The 22775-nt window shown below is 62.7% G+C and carries 17 protein-coding genes; 8 read left to right on the top strand and 9 right to left on the bottom strand.

Going from position 1 to position 22775, the window contains the following annotated elements; translation table 11 throughout:
* Positions 1–6 precede the first annotated feature (6 nt).
* Together SB756_RS09425 and SB756_RS09420 are read left to right on the top strand one after the other, a co-directional pair.
* A complete protein-coding gene (locus SB756_RS09425; protein ID WP_368978768.1) occupies positions 7–363 on the top strand; it encodes a hypothetical protein in 357 nt (118 codons plus the stop codon).
* A 67-nt stretch (positions 364–430) separates the two neighbouring features.
* On the top strand, positions 431–928 hold the full coding sequence (locus SB756_RS09420) for a GreA/GreB family elongation factor (RefSeq protein ID WP_410910739.1): 498 nt from the start codon (positions 431–433) through the stop codon (positions 926–928).
* Between the two features lie 33 nt (positions 929–961).
* On the opposite strand, the gene gdhA is transcribed toward SB756_RS09420, so the two are convergent.
* The 3 genes from gdhA to SB756_RS09405 all read right to left on the bottom strand — a co-directional run bounded on the left by gdhA (position 962) and on the right by SB756_RS09405 (position 4896).
* Complete coding sequence (gene gdhA, locus SB756_RS09415) at positions 962–2302, bottom strand: NADP-specific glutamate dehydrogenase (protein ID WP_341797519.1); 1341 nt, start codon at positions 2300–2302, stop codon at positions 962–964.
* A gap of 221 nt (positions 2303–2523) precedes the next feature.
* Positions 2524–4191: an energy-dependent translational throttle protein EttA gene (gene ettA / locus SB756_RS09410; RefSeq protein ID WP_016501553.1), complete on the bottom strand. Its 1668-nt coding sequence runs from the start codon at positions 4189–4191 to the stop codon at positions 2524–2526.
* A gap of 291 nt (positions 4192–4482) precedes the next feature.
* A complete protein-coding gene (locus SB756_RS09405; protein WP_410910738.1) occupies positions 4483–4896 on the bottom strand; it encodes a hypothetical protein in 414 nt (137 codons plus the stop codon).
* A 247-nt stretch (positions 4897–5143) separates the two neighbouring features.
* Between SB756_RS09405 and SB756_RS09400 the strand changes: the two genes are divergently transcribed.
* The 6 genes from SB756_RS09400 (at position 5144) to SB756_RS09375 (ending at position 15632) form a co-directional block, all read left to right on the top strand.
* On the top strand, positions 5144–8974 hold the full coding sequence (locus SB756_RS09400) for an EAL domain-containing protein (RefSeq protein WP_410910737.1): 3831 nt from the start codon (positions 5144–5146) through the stop codon (positions 8972–8974).
* A gap of 206 nt (positions 8975–9180) precedes the next feature.
* Positions 9181–10434, top strand: coding sequence for a serine hydroxymethyltransferase (glyA, locus tag SB756_RS09395; protein WP_012270418.1), 1254 nt, complete (start codon positions 9181–9183; stop codon positions 10432–10434).
* Between the two features lie 130 nt (positions 10435–10564).
* Positions 10565–11521, top strand: a complete 957-nt coding sequence (locus SB756_RS09390; protein ID WP_410910736.1) for an arsenic resistance protein — start codon at positions 10565–10567, stop codon at positions 11519–11521.
* Positions 11522–11622: 101 nt separating this feature from the next.
* Positions 11623–12162, top strand: a complete 540-nt coding sequence (locus SB756_RS09385) for a sigma-70 family RNA polymerase sigma factor (protein WP_258655093.1) — start codon at positions 11623–11625, stop codon at positions 12160–12162.
* Positions 12155–13123 (top strand): FecR domain-containing protein, encoded by a 969-nt coding sequence (locus SB756_RS09380; RefSeq protein WP_341797515.1) that lies wholly within the window; start codon positions 12155–12157, stop codon positions 13121–13123. Before SB756_RS09385 ends, SB756_RS09380 begins: the two co-directional genes overlap by 8 nt.
* Before the next feature lie 79 nt (positions 13124–13202).
* Positions 13203–15632 carry a TonB-dependent siderophore receptor gene (locus tag SB756_RS09375; RefSeq protein ID WP_410910735.1) on the top strand — a complete coding sequence of 810 codons (2430 nt, stop codon included), beginning with the start codon at positions 13203–13205 and terminating at the stop codon, positions 15630–15632.
* Positions 15633–15709: 77 nt separating this feature from the next.
* Here SB756_RS09375 and SB756_RS09370 read toward each other — a convergent pair whose 3' ends face one another.
* The 6 genes from SB756_RS09370 to SB756_RS09345 all read right to left on the bottom strand — a co-directional run bounded on the left by SB756_RS09370 (position 15710) and on the right by SB756_RS09345 (position 22755).
* The gene (locus SB756_RS09370) at positions 15710–18142 is read right to left on the bottom strand and encodes a TonB-dependent siderophore receptor (RefSeq protein WP_410910734.1); all 2433 of its coding nucleotides are present in this window, start codon (positions 18140–18142) and stop codon (positions 15710–15712) included.
* Between the two features lie 90 nt (positions 18143–18232).
* Positions 18233–19198, bottom strand: a complete 966-nt coding sequence (locus tag SB756_RS09365) for a FecR domain-containing protein (protein ID WP_410910733.1) — start codon at positions 19196–19198, stop codon at positions 18233–18235.
* Positions 19195–19731, bottom strand: a complete 537-nt coding sequence (locus SB756_RS09360) for a sigma-70 family RNA polymerase sigma factor (protein ID WP_010951925.1) — start codon at positions 19729–19731, stop codon at positions 19195–19197. Before SB756_RS09360 ends, SB756_RS09365 begins: the two co-directional genes overlap by 4 nt.
* A 170-nt stretch (positions 19732–19901) precedes the next feature.
* A complete protein-coding gene (locus SB756_RS09355; RefSeq protein ID WP_410910732.1) occupies positions 19902–20264 on the bottom strand; it encodes a RidA family protein in 363 nt (120 codons plus the stop codon).
* 16 nt (positions 20265–20280) lie between these two features.
* Entirely contained in the window at positions 20281–21699 is a 1419-nt protein-coding gene (locus tag SB756_RS09350; RefSeq protein ID WP_410910731.1) for an aldehyde dehydrogenase family protein, read from the bottom strand.
* A gap of 12 nt (positions 21700–21711) precedes the next feature.
* Positions 21712–22755, bottom strand: coding sequence for a homoserine dehydrogenase (locus tag SB756_RS09345; RefSeq protein ID WP_410910730.1), 1044 nt, complete (start codon positions 22753–22755; stop codon positions 21712–21714).
* Positions 22756–22775 lie beyond the last annotated feature (20 nt).

The raw sequence follows: 22775 nt of genomic DNA, 5'->3' as shown, positions 1-22775 counted from the left end.
GTGGCCATGTCGCGGTACTGGTTCGGCGTGTGCATTGCGTTATTGCTGTCAGGTTGCGAAACCACCCACGAGCAAATGCTCAACCACGGTTATCCCCCTGCCTATGCCGATGGCTTCCAGGACGGCTGCAGCAGCGGCCGCCAGGCGGCCGGGCTGATGGTGGGCGGCTTCAGCAAGAACGTGCCGCGCTACCTGCACGAACGCCAGTACGAAACCGGCTGGGACGACGGCTTCCGCCAGTGTCATGCCATGCAGAACAGTGAAGAACAGCGTGAGTACCACGAACGCTTCTGGGACCAGCGCGACCGCGATTGGGAACAGGAAAAGGACCGTGGCGCCGCCAAGGCTTATCGCCACAACTGAGTCGCAAACGGACATTCCTTGAAACCGGCGGCCTGCCATGATGGTCTCCTGCACAAGGAGGCCCTGCATGAGCCGAGCATTCGTCAACGAAGACCAGGCTGCCGCCCAGGCCGACCAGCCGGTCGAGCGTCGCGTCAGCGAACAACCCAACTACGTCACCGCAAACGGCCTGCGCCAGCTCCAGGCCCGCGTGGCCGAGCTTAATGCCTTGCGCAGCGAACTGCAGGCGCAGGGCGAACGGGGCGACAAGCAGCGGCTGGCCGATACCGAACGGGACCTGCGTTACTACAATGCGCGAGTGCAGAGTGCCCAGGTGGTGCCGCCAGCCACCTCACACAGCAAGGTGCAGATTGGTAGCCGGGTGCGGTTTGTCGATGCCAAGGACCAGGAGCAGGTGGTGCAACTGGTGGGCGAGGACGAAGCGGATGCCGGGCGGGGGTTGATCAACTGGGGTTCGCCGCTGGGGCGGGCGTTGCTGGGCGCGGGGCCTGGGGATGAAGTGGTTTGGCGGCGGCCGGTGGGGGATCAGGTGATTGAAGTGGTCGGGATCGAGGGTGAGCCCTGAGGAGGCCGCCGTGCGGCCCCCAAAAACTTCAGGTCAGACTACGCCTTGGGCCAGCATCGCATCAGCCACTTTCACAAAGCCTGCGATGTTCGCACCTTTGACGTAGTTGATACGGCCATCCGCTTCTTCACCGTAGTGCACGCAAGCATGATGAATCGACTGCATGATGTTGTGCAGCTTGCTGTCCACTTCCCCGGCAGTCCACAGCAGGCGCATGGCGTTCTGCGACATTTCCAGGCCCGACACAGCCACGCCGCCGGCGTTGGAGGCTTTGCCCGGGGCATACAGGATGCCGGCGTCCAGGAAGATATCCACAGCTTCGAGGGTGGTCGGCATGTTGGCGCCTTCGGCCACGCAGATGCAGCCGTTGCGCAGCAGGGTGCGGGCGTCTTCGGCGCCCAGCTCGTTCTGCGTGGCGCACGGCAGGGCGATGTCGCACGGCAGGCTCCACGGGGTCTGGCCCTTGCGGAACTCCAGGCCGTACTGCCCGGCCAGTTCGCTCAGGCGGCCACGCTTGACGTTCTTCAGCTCCATCAAGGCGTCCCACTGGGCATCGGACAGGCCGGCTTCGACGTACAGGGTGCCTTCGGAGTCGGACAGCGAGATCACCTTGCCGCCCAGGTCCATCACTTTACGCGCCGCATACTGGGCCACGTTGCCCGAGCCGGAAACCGCCACGCGGCGGCCGTCGATACGCTTGTCCTGGCGCTTGAGCATTTCTTCGGCGAAGTACACGCAGCCGAAGCCGGTGGCTTCCGGGCGGATCAGGCTACCGCCGTAGGTCATGCCTTTACCGGTCAGCACCGACGTGAACTGGTTGGCCAGGCGCTTGTACTGGCCAAACATGAAGCCGATTTCGCGGGCACCCACGCCGATGTCGCCGGCCGGTACGTCGCAGTCAGCACCGATGTGGCGGTACAGCTCGCTCATGAACGCCTGGCAGAAGCGCATCACTTCGGCGTCGCTCTTGCCTTTCGGGTCGAAGTCCGAGCCGCCCTTGCCGCCGCCCATGGGCAGCGAGGTCAGGGAGTTCTTGAACACCTGCTCGAAAGCCAGGAACTTCAGCACGCTGAGGTTTACCGACGGGTGGAAGCGCAGGCCGCCCTTGTACGGGCCGATGGCGCTGCTCATCTGGATGCGGTAGCCGCGGTTGACCTGCACCTTGCCCTGGTCATCGACCCAGGAAACGCGGAACAGCACCGCCCGCTCAGGCTCGACCATACGCTCGAGGATGCCCGATTGCAGGTAGTGAGGGTTGGCTTCAAGGAACGGCCACAGGGTGCGCAGCACCTCTTCCACCGCCTGGTGGAATTCCGGTTGGCCGGGGTCACGCTGTTGCAGGCGTGCAAGGAAATGGTCGACAGATTCGATCATGGTAGACATCTCACCAAGAGGATTGGACTTATTGGTTTTTTTTCGAATGTACCAAGAAGCAATCGCACTGGAATAGGGCGAAATGTCGTTTTTTTGAAATTATTTGGTGCGTTTTATATAAATGTATACAAAGCACGCGCTTGATCAGCTGTTTTCCCGCTTGAGCCAGGCACAAAAATGGGGCCACCAAGGGCCCCATTCTTGTGCATCAAAAAACCGGCTTACTGGGCCAGTTTCTTGTGCCGTACACGGTGCGGCTGGGCAGCAGCATCGCCCAGGCGCTTCTTGCGGTCAGCTTCATACTCGGTGTAGTTGCCTTCGAAGAACACCACGTTCGAGTCGTCTTCGTACGCCAGGATGTGGGTAGCCACACGGTCCAGGAACCAACGGTCGTGGGAAATCACGATCGCAGCGCCCGGGAAGTCCAGCAGGGCTTCTTCCAGCGAACGCAGGGTTTCGACGTCGAGGTCGTTGGACGGTTCGTCGAGCAGCAGGACGTTACCGCCCTCCTTCAGGGTCAGGGCCAGGTGCAGGCGGCCACGCTCACCACCGGACAGGTCCTTGACGAACTTCTGCTGGTCGCCACCTTTGAAGTTGAAGCGGCCAACGTAAGTACGCGACGGGATCTCGTAGTTGCCGATGCGGATCTGGTCGGAACCGTCGGAAATCTGCTGGAACACGGTCTTGGCGCCGTCCAGGTCTTCGCGGCTCTGGTCCACGCAGGCCAGTTGCACGGTTTCACCGATCTCGATGCTGCCCGAGTCCGGCTGTTCCTTGCCCATCAGCATGCGGAACAGGGTCGACTTACCGGCACCGTTACCACCGATCACGCCGACGATGGCGCCTTTAGGCATGGCGAACGACAGGTTGTCGATCAGCACGCGGTCGCCGTAGCCTTTGGAGACGTTCTTGAACTCGATGACCTTGTCGCCCAGGCGCGGACCAGCCGGGATGTAGATCTCGTTGGTCTCGCTGCGTTTCTGGAATTCCTGCGACTGCATTTCTTCGAAGCGCTGCAGACGGGCCTTGGATTTGGACTGGCGAGCCTTGGCGCCTTTGCGCACCCACTCCAGTTCCTCTTTCATGGCCTTCTCGTGGGCGCTCTGCTGCTTGGATTCCTGCGCCAGACGGTCCGACTTGGCTTCCAGCCAGCCCGAGTAGTTGCCTTCGTACGGGATGCCGGCGCCGCGGTCCAGTTCCAGGATCCAGCCAGCGACGTTGTCGAGGAAGTAACGGTCGTGGGTAATGGCTACCACAGTGCCCGGGAAGTCGTGCAGGAAGCGCTCAAGCCACGCCACCGAATCGGCATCCAGGTGGTTGGTCGGTTCGTCGAGCAGCAGCATGTCGGGGGCCGACAGCAGCAGGCGGCACAGGGCCACACGGCGCTTTTCACCACCGGACAGGTGTTCGATTTTTGCGTCCCAGGCCGGCAGGCGCAGGGCGTCGGCGGCCACGTCCAGCTGACGCTCCAGGTTGTGGCCGTCGGCGGCCTGCAGGATGGCTTCCAGCTTGGCCTGCTCGGCGGCCAGCTTGTCGAAGTCGGCATCCGGGTCGGCGTAGGCGGCGTAGACCTCGTCCAGGCGGGCCTGGGCGTCCTTGATCACGCTGACCGCTTCCTCGACCACTTCACGCACGGTCTTGGTCGGGTCCAGTTGTGGCTCCTGCGGCAGGTAGCCAACGTTGATGTCGGGCATCGGACGGGCTTCGCCGTCGAATTCCTTGTCGACGCCCGCCATGATCCGCAGCAGGGTCGATTTACCGGCGCCGTTCAGGCCGAGCACGCCAATCTTGGCGCCCGGGAAGAACGACAGGGAAATGTTCTTGAGAATTTCCCGCTTCGGCGGCACGACCTTGCTCAGCCGATGCATGGTGTAGACGTATTGAGCCAAAACCAAGCCCTCTAATTCAGATAGGTAAAGACATCGACGATCGCCCAGGCAGCATGGCCAGGGGGATGCGTGTTCGGGTGTCATTGAACAAAGTCGACCATTCTACGCCAACGCGCGGCGTTGCATAGGAGGGGTCGAGGGTGGGGGGATCCCAGAGAAGATGCTATTGCCTGTACCGGCCTCTTCGCGGGCACGCCCGCTCCCACAGGTTCACCACAGGGCCTGAGCAATCCGTGATCCCTGTGGGAGCGGGCGTGCCCGCGAAACGGCCGGCACAGCAGCCGAGATAGCTCAGACGTGGCGCTGTTTGGCCTTGCCCCGCGGCAAACGGCAACGGTCGCCCTGCCCGGCCAGGCGCGCGGCCCAGGCGGACTTCACGCTGAAGCCGCCGCTGCGGGCAGGTTGCTGCTCGGCCACATTGGCAGGTTTGGCCGGTTTGGCAGCCGCAGGCGCAGTGCTGACCACCTTGGCAGCAGGCTTGACCGCCGCCTCTGCCGGCGTTGGCGCTGCTGCCGCCTTGGCGGTCTTGCGCAGTTCAGCCAGCGAGGGCGCTTTGCTCTTGGCGCTGGCGCCAGCGTCAGGTTTGACCAGCGAGCGCTGGCAAGACTTGCAGGATACGTCCTCGGTCACGGCAGTGCTGACAAGGGTCTGACTGCTGCGCCCACAGGCGGAATCGAGGCCATTGGAGGAAAAGTGAGTAACCAAAACCGAACATCTCCGATGCGTTGTCATGTATAGCGGGCGCTATTCTCGCACAGGTTGCAGGGGCTTGCCGAACCACCGGGCCGGCACCATCGGTCAACACGGCTGGCACTTTGCCATAATCCTAGGCATGCTAGCCGGTTTCGGGTGTCCGGCCTTATAGTGCGCCACCGTTGTGCGCCACCAGACACCGGCATACACCGTGCATGATGCTTCCCTGCCATCGCCAGCCCAATCGCAGGATCAACGCTTGACCAACCTTACTCATCCGTCGACATTGCGTACCGCGTCACAGGCGCCCGCCGCTACCCTGCGCGGGTCGGTCAAGGGTGCGCTGGCGATGCTTGCCCTGATACTGCTAGGCCTGCTGCTGTGGCAGCTTTTTGCCCAGTTCAACCACACCCAGGCCGACCTGCGCAAACAAAGCCTGGACGCCACCGCGGAACTGGCCGACCACCTGAGCCTGAACATGGCGTTCAAGGCGCAGCAGGCGGTAAATGTGATGCAGCCTTACGTCAATCCGCCGACGCCCGACGCCCTGCCGGGCCTTGTGCATACCTTGCGCGAGCGCCTGCCTGCCCTGCAGAGCGTGGCTTGGCTGGACAGCGCAGGGCAACTGCGCGGCGACAGCCTGGCCGGCAGCCCTGACCGGAAGTTGCTTGACGAGTTGCTCACACTGAACCAGGGCCGCCCGTACTTCTTCACCAATTCCGCCGACAACCGCACCCTCTATCTGCTACTGCGTCAGTCCCCCGAGCAGGACCGTGGCTTCTGGCTGCTGCGCCTTTCGCCGGACTACTACCGCACCCTCACCGTCCACCTCGATGGCGCCGGCCACCCCCTGTGGCTGCTGGAAAACAGCCGCAGCGGCGAGGTACTGCAACGCCACGCGCCGGCCGACACCGGCAGCGAGCCGCTACAGAGCGTGATGCTGGCCTTTATCGACAACAGCACCTGGCAGCTGCGCGGCCTGTTCGACGCCCAGCTGACCCAGCAGAAACTGCTGCCTGCACTGATCGGCAAATGCCTGCTGGTGCTGTTCTGCGCCCTGCTGCCAGTGCTGGCCCTGATAAACATGCGCCGCCGCCAGCGCGCGCTGCAGGAGGACCGCCGGCGCTACCAGGAAATTTTCGAAGGCACCGGCGTGGCCTTGTGTGTGCTCGACCTGTCCAGCTTGCCCAGCCAGCTCGACCGCTACCACCTGCGCAACCGCGCCGCGCTCAAGCACAGCCTGGCCCTGGACCCGAACCTGCGCCGCTCGCTGCTGCTGGAGCTGAAAATCACCGAGGTCAACCAGGTTGCGCGCCAGTTGCTGAACATCAACTGCCACGAAGGTGCCTGGCAGCGGCTGATCGACGGCACGGGCGATGCCCGCGACAGCATCGGCATGCAACTGATCGACGCGCTGATCGAACAACGGCCACTGCTGGAGCTGGAAGTACGCCTGCCGGCGCCGCTGGGCGGCGAGCTGCACCTGTGGCTGATGGCACGCCTGCCGCAGCAGCGCCGCGACTACCAGGCGGTCATTCTCAGCATCAGCGACATCACCAGCCGCAAGCAGGTAGAGCTGTCGCTGCTGGAGCGCGAAAGCTTCTGGTCGGACGTGGTGCGCACCGTCCCCGACCAACTGTACGTGCAGGACGTGCTCAGCCAGCGGATGATCTTCAGCAATCGCCACCTGGGCCAGACCCTGGGTTACGACCGCACCGAGCTTGCACAAATGGGCGACCGCTTCTGGGAATTGCTGCTGCACCCCGAAGACGCCGCGCACTATCAGGCCCTGCGCCAGCAACAGCGCGATAGCGGCCATGACCACCCGCTGCACTGCCAGTTACGCTTTCGCCACCGTGATGGCGGCTGGCGCTGCTATGACATCCGCGAGCAGGTGCTGACCCGAGACGCCGAAGGCTTGGTAACGCGCATCATCGGCGTGGGCAAGGACGTGACGGTGCAGATAGAGGCCAGCCAGTCGCTGCGCGACAGCGAACAGCGCTACCGCATGCTCGCCGAAAGCATCAGCGACGTGATCTTCTCCACCGACAGCCTGCTCAAGCTCAACTATGTCAGCCCTTCGGTGCAGAGCGTGCTGGGCTACCAGGCCGACTGGATTTTTGCCAACGGCTGGCAGTCGATCATCGCCAACCCGGCCCAACTCACCGGCATCTACAGCCTGATGGAGCGCGTGAGCAAGGCCATGAGCGACCCGGTTCAGCTGGCCCAACTGCGCAGCCAGCTGCCGACCCAGCTGTTCGTGTTCGACTGCCTGCGCGGCGATGGCCGCAAGATCCCAATCGAGCTGCGCCTGGTGCTGGTGTGGGACGACGACCAGCGCTTCGAGGGTGTGCTTGGGGTAGGCCGTGACATCAGCCAGCAACGCCGCGCCGAAAAAGACCTGCGCATGGCCGCGACGGTGTTCGAGCATTCCACTTCGGCCATTCTCATCACCGACCCGGCCGGTTATATCGTGCAGGCCAACGAGGCGTTCAGCCGCGTCAGCGGTTACGCCGTCAGTGAAGTGCTCGACCAATTGCCGGGCATGCTCACCGTCGACGAACAGCAGGAAGGCCACCTGCGCTATGTGGTAAAGCAACTGCACCAGCGCGGCAGTTGGGAGGGCGAGGTGTGGCTCAAGCGCCGTGACGGCGACCACTACCCGGCATGGGTCGGCATTACTGCGGTACTGGACGACGAAGGCGACCTGGCCAGCTACGTGTGCTTCTTCACCGACATCAGCGAACGCAAGGCCAGCGAACAGCGCATCCACCGCCTGGCCTACTACGACGCCCTCACCCACCTGCCCAACCGCACGCTGTTCCAGGACCGCCTGTACAACGCGCTGCAGCAGGCCGAGCGGCAGAAGGCGTGGGTGGTGCTGATGTTCCTCGACCTCGACCGTTTCAAGCCGATCAACGACTCCCTCGGCCATGCCGCCGGCGACCGCATGCTCAAGGACATGGCCCTGCGCCTGCTGGCCTGCGTGGATGACGACGACACGGTGGCGCGCATGGGCGGCGACGAGTTCACCCTGTTGCTGCAACCGCGCGCCAGCCGCGAACTGGCGCTGAACCGCGCCATCCACGTGGCCGAGAACATCCTCGGCAGCCTGGTGCGGCCGTTTGTACTGGAAAACCGCGAGTTCTTCGTGACGGCCAGTATCGGCATCGCCCTCAGCCCGCAGGATGGCAGTGAGCTGAGCCAGCTGATGAAAAACGCCGACACCGCCATGTACCACGCCAAGGAACGCGGCAAGAACAACTTCCAGTTCTACCAGGCCGAGATGAACGCCAGCGCCCTGGAGCGCCTGGAGCTGGAAAGCGACCTGCGCCACGCCATGGAGCAGAACGAGTTCATTCTTTACTACCAGCCGCAATTCAGCGGCGACGGCAAGCGCCTGACCGGCGCCGAAGCACTGCTGCGCTGGCGCCACCCCACCCGGGGCCTGGTGCCGCCGGGCGACTTTATCCCGGTGATCGAGGAACTGGGCCTGGTGGTGGACGTGGGTGACTGGGTGCTGCGCGAGGCCAGCCGCCAGCTCAAGGCCTGGCACAAGGCGAAGGTGCGGGTGCCGAAGGTGTCGGTGAACATTTCGGCACGGCAGTTCTCCGACGGCCAGCTGGGCACGCGGATTGCCAACATTCTTGAAGAAAGCGGCCTGCCGCCGGCCTGCCTTGAGCTGGAGCTGACCGAAAGTATCCTGATGCGCGAAGTGAACGAGGCGCTGCAGATTCTGGCCAGCCTGAAAAACCTCGGCCTGAGCATTGCGGTTGACGACTTCGGCACCGGCTACTCATCGCTCAACTACCTCAAGCAGTTCCCCATCGACGTGCTGAAGATCGACCGCACCTTTGTCGACGGCCTGCCCGAGGGCGAGCAGGACGCGCAGATAGCCCGGGCGATCATCGCCATGGCCCACAGCCTCAACCTGGCTGTAATCGCCGAGGGCGTGGAAACCCACGAGCAGCTGGAGTTCCTGCGCGAGCATGGCTGCGACGAAGTGCAGGGCTACCTGTTCGGGCGGCCGATGCCGGCACACCAGTTCGAGGCGCAGTTCTCCAACGAGACACTGTTCATGTTCCATTGATGCGGTACCTGCACTGGCCTCATCGCCGGGCATATGCGCCCCAAAAAATGGACCTGAGAGTCAGCTCCGGCACCCACCCAGCCCAGATACGGCGCGGGATGCAACATGAGCCCCATTGGTCCGCGACTTGATGCCACTTCATATGCCAGCCGCGAATCAATCGGTTAGAATGCCCCCCCAAACTACCCCGATCCTTGAGGACCGCCATGTTCAGCCGTGATTTGACCATTGCCAAGTACGACGCCGAGCTCTTCGAAGCCATGCAGCAAGAAGCCCTGCGCCAGGAAGAGCATATCGAGCTGATCGCTTCGGAAAACTACACCAGCCCGGCAGTCATGGAAGCTCAGGGCTCGGTCCTGACCAACAAGTACGCCGAAGGCTACCCAGGCAAGCGTTACTACGGTGGTTGCGAGTACGTCGACATCGTCGAGCAACTGGCCATCGACCGTGCCAAGGAACTGTTCGGCGCCGATTACGCCAACGTCCAGCCGCACGCTGGCTCCCAGGCCAACGCCGCTGTCTACCTGGCCCTGCTGTCGGCCGGTGACACCATCCTGGGCATGAGCCTGGCCCACGGTGGCCACCTGACCCACGGTGCTTCGGTAAGCTCGTCGGGCAAGCTGTACAACGCCATCCAGTACGGCATCGACGGCAACGGCCTGATCGACTACGACGAAGTCGAGCGCCTGGCTGTCGAGCACAAGCCGAAGATGATCGTTGCCGGCTTCTCGGCCTACTCGCAGGTTCTGGACTTCGCCCGCTTCCGCGCCATTGCCGACAAGGTCGGTGCCTACCTGTTCGTCGACATGGCCCACGTTGCCGGCCTGGTTGCCGCTGGCGTGTACCCGAACCCTGTTCCGTTCGCCGACGTGGTCACCACCACCACCCACAAGACCCTGCGCGGTCCACGTGGCGGCCTGATCCTGGCCCGTGCCAACGCCGACATCGAGAAGAAGCTGAACTCCGCTGTCTTCCCAGGCGCCCAGGGCGGCCCGCTGGAGCACGTCATCGCCGCCAAGGCCATCTGCTTCAAGGAAGCCCTGCAGCCTGAGTTCAAGGCTTACCAGCAGCAGGTCGTGAAAAACGCCCAGGCCATGGCCAGCGTATTCATCGAGCGTGGCTTCGACGTGGTGTCCGGTGGCACCCAGAACCACCTGTTCCTGCTGTCGCTGATCAAGCAGGAAATCTCCGGTAAGGACGCTGACGCCGCTTTGGGCAAAGCCTTCATCACCGTCAACAAGAACTCGGTACCGAACGACCCACGTTCGCCGTTCGTCACCTCGGGCCTGCGTTTCGGCACCCCAGCCGTTACCACCCGTGGTTTCAAGGAAGCCGAGTGCAAGGAACTGGCCGGCTGGATCTGCGATATTCTGGCTGACCTGAACAACGAAGCGGTGATCGACGCCGTTCGTGAGAAGGTCAAGGCCATCTGCAAGAAGCTGCCGGTTTACGGCAACTGATTGGCGCCAGCCTGAAGTAAAAAAGCCCGGCCCAGTGCCGGGCTTTTTTGTTTGATTTCGGTTGCTTCACACGCACCGCCGCCCCCACAAAGACCGCGTTCCCAGTTCATCACCCCACACAGGCCGCACCTTGACCAGAGAACAACTCGAGACCCACCAGATCCCGATCTACTTCGCTGCCGTGCTCGCAGCCGTTGCCTTCGGCTTGATGGCCAGTGACAGCGCGCGCCACCTGGAAGCCCTGGTCACCCCCGCTATTGCCGTGCTGATGTACGCGATGTTTCTGCAAATACCCTTCCTCGACCTGCGCCAGGGCCTGGGCAATCGGCGTTTCATCGCTGCCCTGCTGCTGGCCAATTTCATCCTCGTCCCGCTGCTGGTCTGGGCAATTACCCGTGGGCTGGTCGAGCACACGGCGATCCTTGTTGGCGCGCTGCTGGTACTGCTTACACCCTGCATCGACTACGTGGTGGTGTTCACCCACATCGGCAAAGGCGACTCGCGCCTGACCTTGGCCGCCACACCCGTGCTATTGCTGGTGCAATTGGCACTGCTGCCGATCTACCTCGCCCTGATGCTGGGAGACAGCAACAACGTGGCCATTTCCATCACCCCGTTCGTGGAAGCCTTCGTACTGCTGATCGTGGTGCCCATGCTGCTTGCGGTGCTGACCAGCGCCGGTGCCCGCCGCTCGCGCACAGTCGCGGCCTGGAATGACGCCTGGGCGTGGTTGCCAGTGCCAGCCATGGCCTTGGTGCTGGTGGTCGTGATCGCTTCGCAGATTGACGTGGTGCTGCGTGATTTCGACCGCTTGCTGCCGGTGATTCCGGTGTACATCGGCTTCATGCTGCTGGCGCCAGCGCTCGGCTTCATCGCGGCGCGGCTGCTGCGCCTGCCGGCCACCGAAGCACGTTCGGTAACCTTCAGCGCCGCCACGCGTAATTCGCTGGTGGTGTTGCCGCTGGCGTTAGCTTTGCCGGAGGACATTCGCGGCCTGGCCGCAGCGGCAGTGATTACCCAGACGCTGGTGGAACTGTTGAGTGAGCTGGTTTATGTGCGCGTATTCCCCGCATTAGTGCGAGGCTGATGAATTAAGGCAGATTGAGGGAAGCTGAACCTTTTGCTTGTACGCGCGCGCCCCTACCCTGATAGAATGCGATGAATTCTCATTAACATTCATTCTATCCCGTGCAATCTACTTCATCGGTAAACCACCACCAGCATCAGGCCATCGACCAGCTCTACAGCCACCATCACAGTTGGCTGCAGAGCTGGTTGCGCAAGCGCTTGGGCAGTGCCGCCGATGCCGCAGACCTGGCCCAGGACACGTTCGTGCGGCTTCTCTGCAGTGCGGCTGGCGAACCACTGAACTGCTCGGCTCCACGCGCCTATCTGGCCACCATTGCCAATCGCCTGACCATCAACTTCTACCGCCGCCGGTCACTGGAGCAAGCCTATCTGGCCGCGCTGGCGGAAACACCGGAAGCACTGGCACCGTCGTTGGAACATCAGGCGCTGGTGCTCGAAGCCCTCGACGAAGTTGACCAGGTACTTGCGCTGCTGCCAGCCCAAAGCCGGCAGGCGTTTCTGATGGCGCAACTGGAAGGTTATACACAAGAGGAGATCGCCAGCCGGCTCAAGCTCAGCGTACGCACGGTACAACGCCACCTTGCGCGGGCGTTTGAGGAATGCATAGTGCTCGCCAGCCTGTGCGTGCAACATGAGTAATACGCCCATCGACCGGCGCATTGCCCGTGAAGCGGCCAATTGGTTCGTGCGCTTGCAGAACAGCAGCGCCGGCGCCGCAGAGCATGCGGCCGGTGCCGAGTGGCGAGCGCGGCACACTGACCACGAACGCGCCTGGCAACTGGCCGTGCGCTTCAGCAGCCGGGCACAGCAGCTTACCGGTGAACCCGCACGGGCGGCCCTGGAGCGCCCGCGCAGCCAGGAACGCCGGAATGCGCTCAAGACCCTTGCGCTGCTGATCGCCGCCGCTCCGCTTGGCCTCGCAGCCTACCGAGGGCTGCCGTGGCGCGAATGGCGTGCGGACGCGCGTACCGCCGCCGGGGAGCTACGCACCGTGCACCTGCCGGATGGCGGGCAGATTCGTCTGAATACCGGCAGCGCCGTCGATATCGCCTACGACGACAGTGCTCGCCGCGTGCACCTTATCACCGGTGAGATGCTGGTCGAGGTGCTGAGCGAGCCTGCAAGGCGCCCATTCATCGTCGATACCGCCGAAGCGCAAATCACCACGCTCGGTAGCCGTTTGCTAGTGCGTCATTACCCAGGCAGCACGTTCCTCGCCGCACTGGAGGGCGCTGTCGAAGTGCGCCCGCGGTTGTCACCGGGTGATGATGGCCTGGTGCGCCTGGCTGCCGGCCAGCAAACCCATGTCAGCATCCAGGCTGCACAGCCCCCCATGCCGCTGGCCCAGCATCATCTCGACTGGCTCAGCCATGTGCTGCGGGTAGAAAAGACGCGCCTGGATGACTTCATCAGCGAGCTGGGGCGCTATCGCCCCGGCCTGTTGCGGTGCGATCCGGCCGTGGCCGGGCTGCTGATTTCCGGCACCTTCCAGTTGCGCGACACCGATCAGATTCTGCGCGCCCTAAGCCAGACATTGCCGGTGGATGTCCACTACCGGACGCCTTACTGGGTCACCCTCACTGCGCGTGCCAACGCGTAGAAAGAATCGTTGTCGTGTTTTCCTCAAGCTGCGTGTCCCTTCCGTAAGCACATCACTTTCACAGGGCGGGGACGAACACATGGCGACGACACAGGGCATGCAACCATTGGCGCGGGCAGTGCATGCTGCTGCACTGGGCCTGATCATCACCGGTGGCAGCCTGGCGGCAGTTGGGTCGCAAGCCGCCGGGCAGACCGCGCAGCAGAGCCGTACCTTTCAGGTACCAGCCGGTAACCTGAGCAGCGTCCTCGCCGAGTTCGCCAGCCAGGCGGATATCACCCTTCCCATCGAACCGGGGCTGGTGGAAGGTTTGCGCAGCCCTGGCCTGAACGCCGCCACCAGCGTGCAAGACGGCCTGCACCAACTGCTGCAAGGCACAGGCCTGCAAGCTTCACCACAAGGCAATGGTCTGTACCTGCTGACCCCGCAGGCAATGGGCACAGGCATGGAGCTGGGCGCTACCAGCATTACCGGGCAGGGCCTGTCGGCAACTACCGAGAACAGCGGTTCCTACACCACCGGCACGATGCAGACTGCCACCAAGCTACCCTTGAGTCTGCGCGAAACGCCGCAGTCGGTCAGCGTGGTTACGCGCAAGCGCATGGACGACAAGGCCATGACGACTATCAGCGATGTGGTCAAAAGTGCGCCGGGGATTTTTCTCAGTAACTCCGGTGGCGCTGGGCGGCCATCTTTCAGCGCCCGCGGTTTTGACGTCGACAACATCATGTACGACGGGTTTTCCACCAGCTTCCTGACCTACCTGCCCAGTGGGGAAGCAAACCTGGCCATGTATGACCGGGTGGAGATCGTACGCGGGGCCACCGGGCTGGCCCAAGGCGCCGGCAACCCCGGTGGTGCAATCAACCTGATTCGCAAGCGCCCCACCCATGAATTTCAGGGCACGCTCACCGGCAGTGCTGGTAGTTGGGACGATTACACCGGCACGCTGGATGTCGGCGGCCCGCTCAATGAAAACGGCACCCTGCGTGCCCGCACCGTGGTCTCCCGGCAGGACGCCAAAAGCTTCCGTGATTCGGTAGAGAGTGATCACGACCTGTTCTACGGCGTAGTCGACGCCGACCTTAGCGAAAGCACCACCCTCACGCTGGGGGCCTACCGCCAGAAGAACCACACCAACTATATCTGGGGCGGGTTGCCCATGGCCCGGGGCGGCGGCCACCTCGGGCTACCGCGCGACACCTTCCTGGGCCATGACTGGGAATATTCGGACAATCGCACCACCGGCTATTTCGCCACCCTGGAGCATGCCTTCGCCAATGACTGGTCGCTTCGCCTCGCGGCCATGCAGACGAAAACCGACACCGACGTATTGGCCTCTTCGGTATGGGAATATGATCGCCACTATCTATGGACAGAAGCCATGGAGCAAAAGGAAAAAGGCTACGACCTGGCACTCAGCGGCCCCTTCCAGTTGCTCGGCCAGACACATGACCTGACCCTGGGCGTCAGCAAGCGCCAGCTGGATTATCGTTCTGGCAAGGCTTGGAGCGATTTCATCGACACCGGCAGCAACCCCTTCGAATGGAACCCCCGTGGTCATGCCAAACCGGATTACGTTACCGGCCCTGACGGCCTGCCCGAGACCACCACACAGGACAGCGTTTATGCCAGCAGCCGCCTGCGCCTGACTGAACCACTGTCGCTGATTCTCGGCGGCCGTCTCGACTGGTATGAATTCGATGACAGCGAAAACAGTGAAGGCAACTACAAGATCACGCGTAACCTGACCCGCTATGCCGGCCTGATCTACGACCTGGACGCCCATCACTCGGTCTATGTCAGCTACACAGATATTTTCAAGCCGCAGACCAGCAAAGGCATGGACAGAAAAGTGCTCGACCCTGTGGTGGGTGAAAACTACGAGGCGGGCATCAAGGGGGAGTACTTTGGTGGCGCACTGAACGCCAGCCTGGCTGTTTTTCAAATTGACCAGAAGAACCGCGCCCAGGAGTTACCTGACAACAAGGGTTGCGGTTCGGGCGCCGCCAGTGCCTGCTACGAGGCGGCCGGCCTGGTACGCAGCAAGGGCATCGACCTGGAAATTCAAGGCGCCCTGACCGACAACTGGCAGCTGGCTGCCGGCTACACCTACACCCAGACAAAATACGTCAACGACGCCAACAAGGCCCGCGAAGGCGAAGACTTCGACCGTGCCAAACCGCGCCAGCTATTCAAACTGTCCACGATCTACAACCTGCCCGGCGAGCTGCAGCGCTGGCGCATTGGCGGTGATATCTACCAACAGAGCCGCATCCGTACCTCTGGGGGCGCCGGTGCTACTGCATGGCAAAACCAGCAGGGCTCGTACACGGTGGTCGGGCTGGTGGCAGGCTACAAGGCTAGCGAGCAGCTAGACCTGCAGGTCAACGTCAACAACCTGTTCGACCGCACCTACTACAGTAGCGTCGCCAACGGTGGGTGGAGCCCATACGACATCTACGGTGACCCACGTAACGTGAAACTGACTGCCCGGTACAGTTTCTAGTAGCCGGTTAATCGCCGCGCGCGTGCTGCATGTAGCAGATGCGGCGATGTCAGCGTTGCGGGAGTCAAGTCGGCCGGTTAGAACCGTGCCCGCAACGCCACGTTGAAGTTGCGTGGTTCGCCATAGAAGTTCCAGTAATTGGGGTTGCCCAAGGTCTGGTAGTACTTCTTGTCGAACACGTTATCCAGGTTGTACTGCACCTCAAGGTTCTTGTTGATCTCGTAGATCGCATGCAGGTTGGTCAGGTGGTAAGCGTCCTGCTGGAGCTTGTAGTCTGCCCCAACCTCGGTCTGGGTCATCTTGCTCTGCGCATAGAAGCTGCCACCTACCCGCAGCTGGTCAAGCGCACCGGGCAGACGATAGTCGGTCGCAACTTTGAACAGGTGGCGTGGCGAGGCGCCGTTGAAGTCGTCGCCTTTCTGCTGGCCGCCGATGTACTTGGACTGGGTATAGGTATACCCCGCCGATACATTCCAGTTCGGCAGTACCTCACCGGTCAGTTCCAGCTCGATGCCTTTGTTGCGCACCTTGTCGGACGCGCGGTAGCAAGCCCAGGTCTGCGCACAGGTTACCCGCTCGGCACGGCCGGTCTGGTCAGACTGGAACAGCGCGATGGCAGTTTGCAAGCGCTTGTCCAGGAACTCACCCTTCAAGCCGATCTCGTAGTTGCTGCCGGTCATTGGCAGGAGCGTGGTGCCATTCACATCCTGCGCGCTCTGCGGCTTGAAGATTTCGGTGTAGCTGGCGTAGGCCGACCAGTTTTCGTTCAGGTCCTGCACCAGGCCCGCATAAGGGGTGACTTCGCCACTCTTGGAGAAGTGCTTGCGGTCGGAGGCTTCACGCACGCCATTGGTATCGTCCAGCGAATCGTGGCTGTACCAGCTCAGGCGGCTGCCGAGGATGAATGTGGTGCTGTCGGTGAGGCTGAACCGGCTGGCCACGTACACGCCCTTCTGCTCCTGGGTGCGGTTGTATTGCCACTGGTTGACGTTGAGGGCAGTCGGGCTGGGTGGATCGAAGGCTGCCAGGTTGTTCATGTCGACGATGTAGCGATAGGTTGCGTCGCGCCCGCCGTGATAGTCGAAGTCGTCCTTGTTCCAGTTGCCGCCAACGATCAGCTCATGCTGGCGGCCCAGCAGCTGGAACGGGCCGGTGAAATAACCGTCGATGCTGGTCTGGGTATCATCGAAGTGAAAGTGGCGGGGGTTGAGGGTGAACAGGTCGGTACCACCACCCGGGTAGGTGTAGTTACCCAGGAAGTCCGACTTGGCCCACATCTGGTTCACGGCCACCACGCCCTTCCAGCCGTTGGCAAAGGTGTGCTGGATGTCGGCGAACACGGTGGTATTGCGCTTGTCCAGGTGGTTCCACTCGCCGGTCAGCGAGGTAGAGCGCGAAACTGGGTAGAACGCGCCGCTCTGCTTGCTGGGCAGGCCCGACCAGTCATAACCTGAGTTGCGGTCCTTCTGGTAGGTAAAACCGAAGGTGGCCAGGGTCGACTCATCCAGGTCGGCCTCGATAATCCCGTAGAACAGCTGGTTTTCTTTCTGGGCAGTGTCCAGGTAGCTGTTGGCATTGTTGTATGTGATGACCGAGCGGCCGCGCAGGGTGCCTGCTTCGTTCAGCGGCGCAGACAGGTCGACCATGGTCTTGTAGTCGTCCCAGGAGCCGACCGATGTTTCGATCAACGCCTGGTGCTCGGCCGTGGGCCGCTTGCGGACCAGGTTGATGGAGGCCGACGGATTACCCGCGCCTTCCATCAGGCCGGTGGCGCCCCGCACCACTTCCACGCGGTCGTAGATGTCGGTGTTGGGCTTGGAAATGGTATCCATCGAGTACGGGTTGCCAATGTTGGTCGGCACGCCATCAATCTGCAGGTTGTCGACCGTCTGCCCGCGAGCCTGGTACAGCGAGCGCTCGCTGCCGTTCTTGATGATGGTGACGCCGGTGGCGTTACGCATTACGTCGTCAAGGTTCTTCATATTCTGGTCGTTCATGCGCTGACGGGTGACCACCGTGACCGACTGGGGCGTTTCACGCAGGCTCATCGGCAGCTTGGTGGCAGTGGACGAACGGCCCGTCGCATAAGCCCCTGTAGCCTCCGTCACAGCACCCAGGCCCTGGCCCGAGATGGTGGTGGCGCCCAAGGTCATCACGCCTGCCGCATCTTCGGCCTGGCTCACCAGCTGGAACTCCCGCTCACCCGTGCGCACGGCCGCCACACCGGTGCCGGCCAGCATCTGCGCCAGCGCCACCTCTACGCTCAAGGCGTGCACCGCCTGGCTCTGCTTGTTGGCCGTCAGCGCCGCATCACCGCCGATCAACAGCCCGGCCTGGCTGGCCAACAGGTTCAGTTGGCGCGCCAATGGCCCGGCTGGAATGTCGAATACCACGCTTTGGGCTGCAGCACTGCTGTCGGCCTCGGCGACGGCAACGTGGCCGCCAAGGGCCAGGAAAATGGCCAGGGCCAACGGATGACGGTGCGCGGAAGCAGAGTCGCGAAGCAGCATGGAAGAATCCTTTCGCAAAGAGGATGAAGTAGCGTCATCCCACCAAGCGAATGAGCGTCGCAAAACCGGAAAAAGAATTTTGAAAAAACTTCAGACCGCCTCGATGGAGACCCACCAAGGCAATGTACGCACAACCCGGATGGGCAACGCACGCTCGAGCATGGCCAACGCACGGTCGGTGTCGAGCAACGGGAAGGTGCCGACCGCACGCAGGCTTCCAATCGCCGGGTCGATGCCCAAGTGGCCAAGGCGGTAATCGCGCAGAATGCCGATCATCTGAGCCAGCGGCATGTCCTCCGCCACCAACACACCGCGGCTCCAATCCTCGCGCAAGCGTTGTGCAGTTGATGGGGCGCCGACTTGCTGCGCGTCGAACACCATCATTTGCCCGGCTTGCAGCGTGGTTTGCCTGCCGCTGCCGGAGCAAGTTGCCTGCACGGCGCCGGCAAATACGCTCAAGGTGGTCTGCAACCCCTGGTCCCGGACACTGAAGCGCGTGCCAAGCGGTTGCACCCGCCCTGCCCTCGTCACCACGGAAAGTGGACGTGGGTCCTGGCCGGACTCGATCAGGATTTCTCCGCGATACAGGCGCAATTGCCTTGATCCCTCATCGAACTGCAGATCCAGCGCCGTCCCGCCGTTCAGCCACAGCTGGCTGCCATCGGCCAGGGTGACCGGCCGCACCTCACCCAGGCCGGTGCGGTAAGTGGCGAACCAGGCACGTGGCGAATCGACCCAACCACGCTGCCATCCGCCCCAACCCAACACACCCGCCACACCCGCCACACAGAGGCTACCGAGCACGGCCCTGCGCGAATGCCGGTCACGGCGCACGCTGTCGAACACTTGCCGAGCCTGCTCTGCCTGGCCGCCAAGGCCACCAAAGCGCTGATTGATGTTCTCTACGTACGACCAGGCCAGGCGATGCCGCGCATCCTCGTTCAGCCACGCATGCCACTGCGCCTGGATCGCAGCGTCATTCTGCGCCGCGTGCAGCCGTGCGAACCAACCGGCAGCCGCTTGCAGTACGCCATGGTCGAGTGGCGCCCTGCTCATGCCAGCGAGCCATCCAGTTCGGCTTCCAGCAGCAGGCATTGGTACATAGCCTGAGCCAGGTAACTGTTCACACTGCGCTCGCTCACGCCCAACTGCTCGGCGATCTCGCGTTGCTTCATGCCCTGCAACTGCGCCATGGAAAATGCCTCGGCCACGCGCTGGGGCATGCGCTCGAACATTGCCTGCAGTTGCTCGAGGGTTTCGAGGATAACGGCCTGATGTTCCAGCGAAGGCGCAAGTTGCTCGGGCTGGGCGGCCAGCACTTCCAGATAAGCCTGCTCCACCCGCCGCCGTCGCCAGAAGTCCACACACGCATTGCGCGACATACGTCCCAGGTACGCACGGGCATGCTCGTGGTCATTGAACACACGGGGTTTGGACAACAGCCGCACGAACACATCCTGGGCCAGTTCCGCCGCATCATGGGCATTGCCGAGCTTGCGCTGGAGCCACTGGCGAATCCAGCCATGGTGGGAACGGTAGAGTTCCTCCAGGTCGAAACCAGGGGCTGGAGCACTGGGAGAGGCATTCATGGGGCCGGCCATTATGCTAATAGGAATTATTCACAATGGTAGCGTGGATGAATGACGCCGGGCAATTGCGATAAGCAACGCTGCCCGGTTTGGTCATGGCAGGGATGATTTTGCGATCAGGCCGAGGCCTGCCCATATCAAGCAACTGGTCTGCGCTTTCAGCCTAGCGGTCACAGTGAATCCGGGCACCCAGGGCACACAGCGAACACCTGCACCTCTACCAGGTAGCCATCCCCCAGGGCTGCGCCCACGCAGGCCCGCACCGGTTTTGCACAGCCTTGCAACCAGGCGTCGTACACTTCGTTGACCAGGTCGAAGTGGCGGTAGTTGGCAAGCCACATCTGAACCCGCGTCAGCTGCGCCTTGCCGACGTTGGCCTGCACCATCAGGCCGTCGATCACGCTCAGCGCCTGAAGCAACTGCCCCTGCACATCCTGTTGCAGGTCATCCGCCACGATGCCTGCCGTTTCAAACAGGCCCCTGTAACTGACCGCCAGTGACATCCGCGCGCTTGATCCGTAGCGAGTGATCATCGAGGTACCCTCCCCCTCAACCCATCTGGTTGAAGCAGACGACTTTAGGTTGGGTCATGTCCTCGTAGGCGAACCGCACCCCCTCACGCCCAAGGCTCCCATACTTGGCACCACCAAATGGCATGGCATCGAAGCGGTAGTCGGAAGAGTCGTTGATCATTACACCGCCGGCCTCGATACGCCGGGCCAGGTTCAACGCCAGCGACAGGTCGCGGGTGAACACACCGGCATGCAAGCTGTACTCCGGGGCATTGGCCAGCGCTATCGCCTGCTCGACAGTCTCGAAAGGCGCCAGCATCACCACCGGTGCGAAAACCTCCTCAAGCCACAGCCGGCTGACGGGGTCAACGCTTTCGAGCACTGTCGGCGCATAGACCGCCCCCTGACGCTGGTGGCCGCAGAGCAGGCGGGCACCGCCCTCAAGCGCCTGGTTGACGCGTGCTTCGATCTGCCGTGCAGCCGCTTCGGTGATCATCGGCCCCATATCGGTTTCGCGCCGGCCCGGATCGCCCCAGACCATCGCCTGGGTCAATGCCACGAAGCGTGCACGAAACGCCTCGTAGATCGAGGCATCTACGAGAATGCGCTGGGTGCCGATGCAGTTCTGCCCGGCCGCCCAGAACGCGCCCGACACACACGACTCGACCGTGGCTTCAAGATCGCAGTCCTTGAGCACCAGCACCGGGGCGTTGCCGCCAAGGTCCATGGCAAGCTTTTTCAAGCCAGCCCCGTGCGCAATCTGTTCGCCCGTCGCGAAACCGCCCGTAAAGGAAACCATGCGCACCTCACGCACGGCCACCAGCGCCTTGCCCAGTTCGGCGCCCCCTGTGGCTACGGTGACGACGGCCTCCGGCAACCCTGCATCCACCAGGTACTGCACCAGTTTCAGGGCAGAAAGAGGGGCCAGTTCCGAGGGTTTCAGAATGACTGCATTGCCCCCTGCAAGTGCTGGCCCCAGCTTGTGCGCCACCAAGTTGAGCGGGTCGTTGTAAGGCGTGATGGCAAGGATCAGCCCCAACGGCTCGCGGGTGAACCAGCCCTGACGCGATTCGGAGCCTTCATAGGCATCGAAAGGCACCACCTCACCGGCGTTACGCCGCGCCTCTTCGGCAGACAGCTTGAGCGTGTTGATGCAGCGTTTGACCTCTTTTTCGGCCTGCCGCAGGGTCTTGCCCGCTTCATCGACGATCAGGCCGGCAAAGTCTGCCGCATCCCGTTCAATGAGCTGAGCGGCGTGTTCCAGAATTCTGGCCCGGCGGTGCCGGGGCAGCGCCGCACTTTCACGCACACCCTGACGGGCACGGGCGAGCAAGGCAGGCACCGCTTCTGCCCCGAGATTGTCGACGCTGCCGACCAGGCTGCCATCGAAGGGGTTGTACACATCGATCAAGGCGGGTTGCTGAACAAGCGCCCGGGAAACGGAAGTCAGGCTCATGAACGTTGCTCCTCAGGCCGAATGGCCGGCCGTGTGAATGGCGATGATGTCCGACAGCAGGGCAAAAGCCGTTTCGATACGCCCCGCCCCCGGGCCGGACACGGTTACAGCCCCCAGCAACTCGGTGTCGAACGCCAGCGCATTGGTGGCGCCTGAAATACCTGCCAAGGGGTGATGGCCAGGCAGCAGCTTCGCTTCGACGCTGGCTCGCACCGAGCCATCGGCCTCACGGCGGGCACTGCCGATCAGCTTCCAACGCTCGCCCGCCGCCCGTGCCCGCTCGATAGCCGCGCTGTCGATGGCACTGATACCGCTGCACGCCACATCACCCACCTGCAGACAGGCGCCGAGCAACTCATTGGCGAGGATCACCACCTTCAGGCGTACGTCATGGCCTTCCACATCGGCGGTCGGGTCAGCCTCGGCAAAGCCAAGCGCTTGTGCCTGGGCCACCGCCTCGTCGAAGCCAAGCCCTTCCTCCATGCGCGTTAGCACATAGTTCGAAGTCCCGTTGAGAATGCCCTCGAAACCCACCAGGCTCGCGCCCGCCAGGGTCTGGCGCGCCATGCGCAGCACCGGTGTGCCGCTCATTACGGCGCCTTCGTATTCGAACGACACATTGTTGGCCTGGGCCAAGGCCTTGAGCGCCTGGGCATGCAAGGCAATCGGCCCCTTGTTGGTGGTGACCACGTGCTTGCCCGCCTCCAGCGCCCAGCGGCAGAAGGTTGCCGCCGGCTCACCGTCCTTGGGGTTGGTGAATGTGGCCTCGGCGATGATGTCGGCGCCTGATTGCTTGATCACCGCCTCATTGAACGCCTCGGCCGAACCTTGAGGGATTTGCGCCAGCGCGCCCTTCTGGGCCGGCAGCGCGGCCAGCATGGCGGCATCCAGGCCGTCGTGGTCGATCACCGACCCCAGGAACAAGTCGGTGACACCAACGATTTTCAGGCCAAAGCCCAACTCTTGCTGCCAGCGCGCATTGCGTTCGGCGATCAGTTGGGCAAGAGCGCGGTTAACGCCACCAAAGCCAACGAGTGCAATTTTGTATTCGGTCATGGTTTGCTGTCCTGCTCAGG

The organism is Pseudomonas sp. SIMBA_068 (assembly GCF_046534705.1).
Classification (GTDB): Bacteria; Pseudomonadota; Gammaproteobacteria; order Pseudomonadales; family Pseudomonadaceae; genus Aquipseudomonas; species Aquipseudomonas putida.
Note: the sequence above shows the minus strand (reverse complement) of the source record. Positions and strands in the feature narration are given on the sequence as shown.

Bases quoted from the DNA above. Each gene is read 5' to 3' on its own strand.
- SB756_RS09425 (WP_368978768.1), top strand. From the start codon at position 7: ATGTCGCGGTACTGGTTCGGCGTGTGCATTGCGTTATTGCTGTCAGGT.
- SB756_RS09420 (WP_410910739.1), top strand. From the start codon at position 431: ATGAGCCGAGCATTCGTCAACGAAGACCAGGCTGCCGCCCAGGCCGAC.
- gdhA (WP_341797519.1), bottom strand. From the start codon at position 2,302: ATGATCGAATCTGTCGACCATTTCCTTGCACGCCTGCAACAGCGTGAC.
- glyA (WP_012270418.1), top strand. From the start codon at position 9,181: ATGTTCAGCCGTGATTTGACCATTGCCAAGTACGACGCCGAGCTCTTC.
- SB756_RS09380 (WP_341797515.1), top strand. From the start codon at position 12,155: ATGAGTAATACGCCCATCGACCGGCGCATTGCCCGTGAAGCGGCCAAT.
- SB756_RS09375 (WP_410910735.1), top strand. From the start codon at position 13,203: ATGGCGACGACACAGGGCATGCAACCATTGGCGCGGGCAGTGCATGCT.
- SB756_RS09370 (WP_410910734.1), bottom strand. From the start codon at position 18,142: ATGCTGCTTCGCGACTCTGCTTCCGCGCACCGTCATCCGTTGGCCCTG.
- SB756_RS09365 (WP_410910733.1), bottom strand. From the start codon at position 19,198: ATGAGCAGGGCGCCACTCGACCATGGCGTACTGCAAGCGGCTGCCGGT.
- SB756_RS09360 (WP_010951925.1), bottom strand. From the start codon at position 19,731: ATGAATGCCTCTCCCAGTGCTCCAGCCCCTGGTTTCGACCTGGAGGAA.
- SB756_RS09355 (WP_410910732.1), bottom strand. From the start codon at position 20,264: ATGATCACTCGCTACGGATCAAGCGCGCGGATGTCACTGGCGGTCAGT.
- SB756_RS09350 (WP_410910731.1), bottom strand. From the start codon at position 21,699: ATGAGCCTGACTTCCGTTTCCCGGGCGCTTGTTCAGCAACCCGCCTTG.
- SB756_RS09345 (WP_410910730.1), bottom strand. From the start codon at position 22,755: ATGACCGAATACAAAATTGCACTCGTTGGCTTTGGTGGCGTTAACCGC.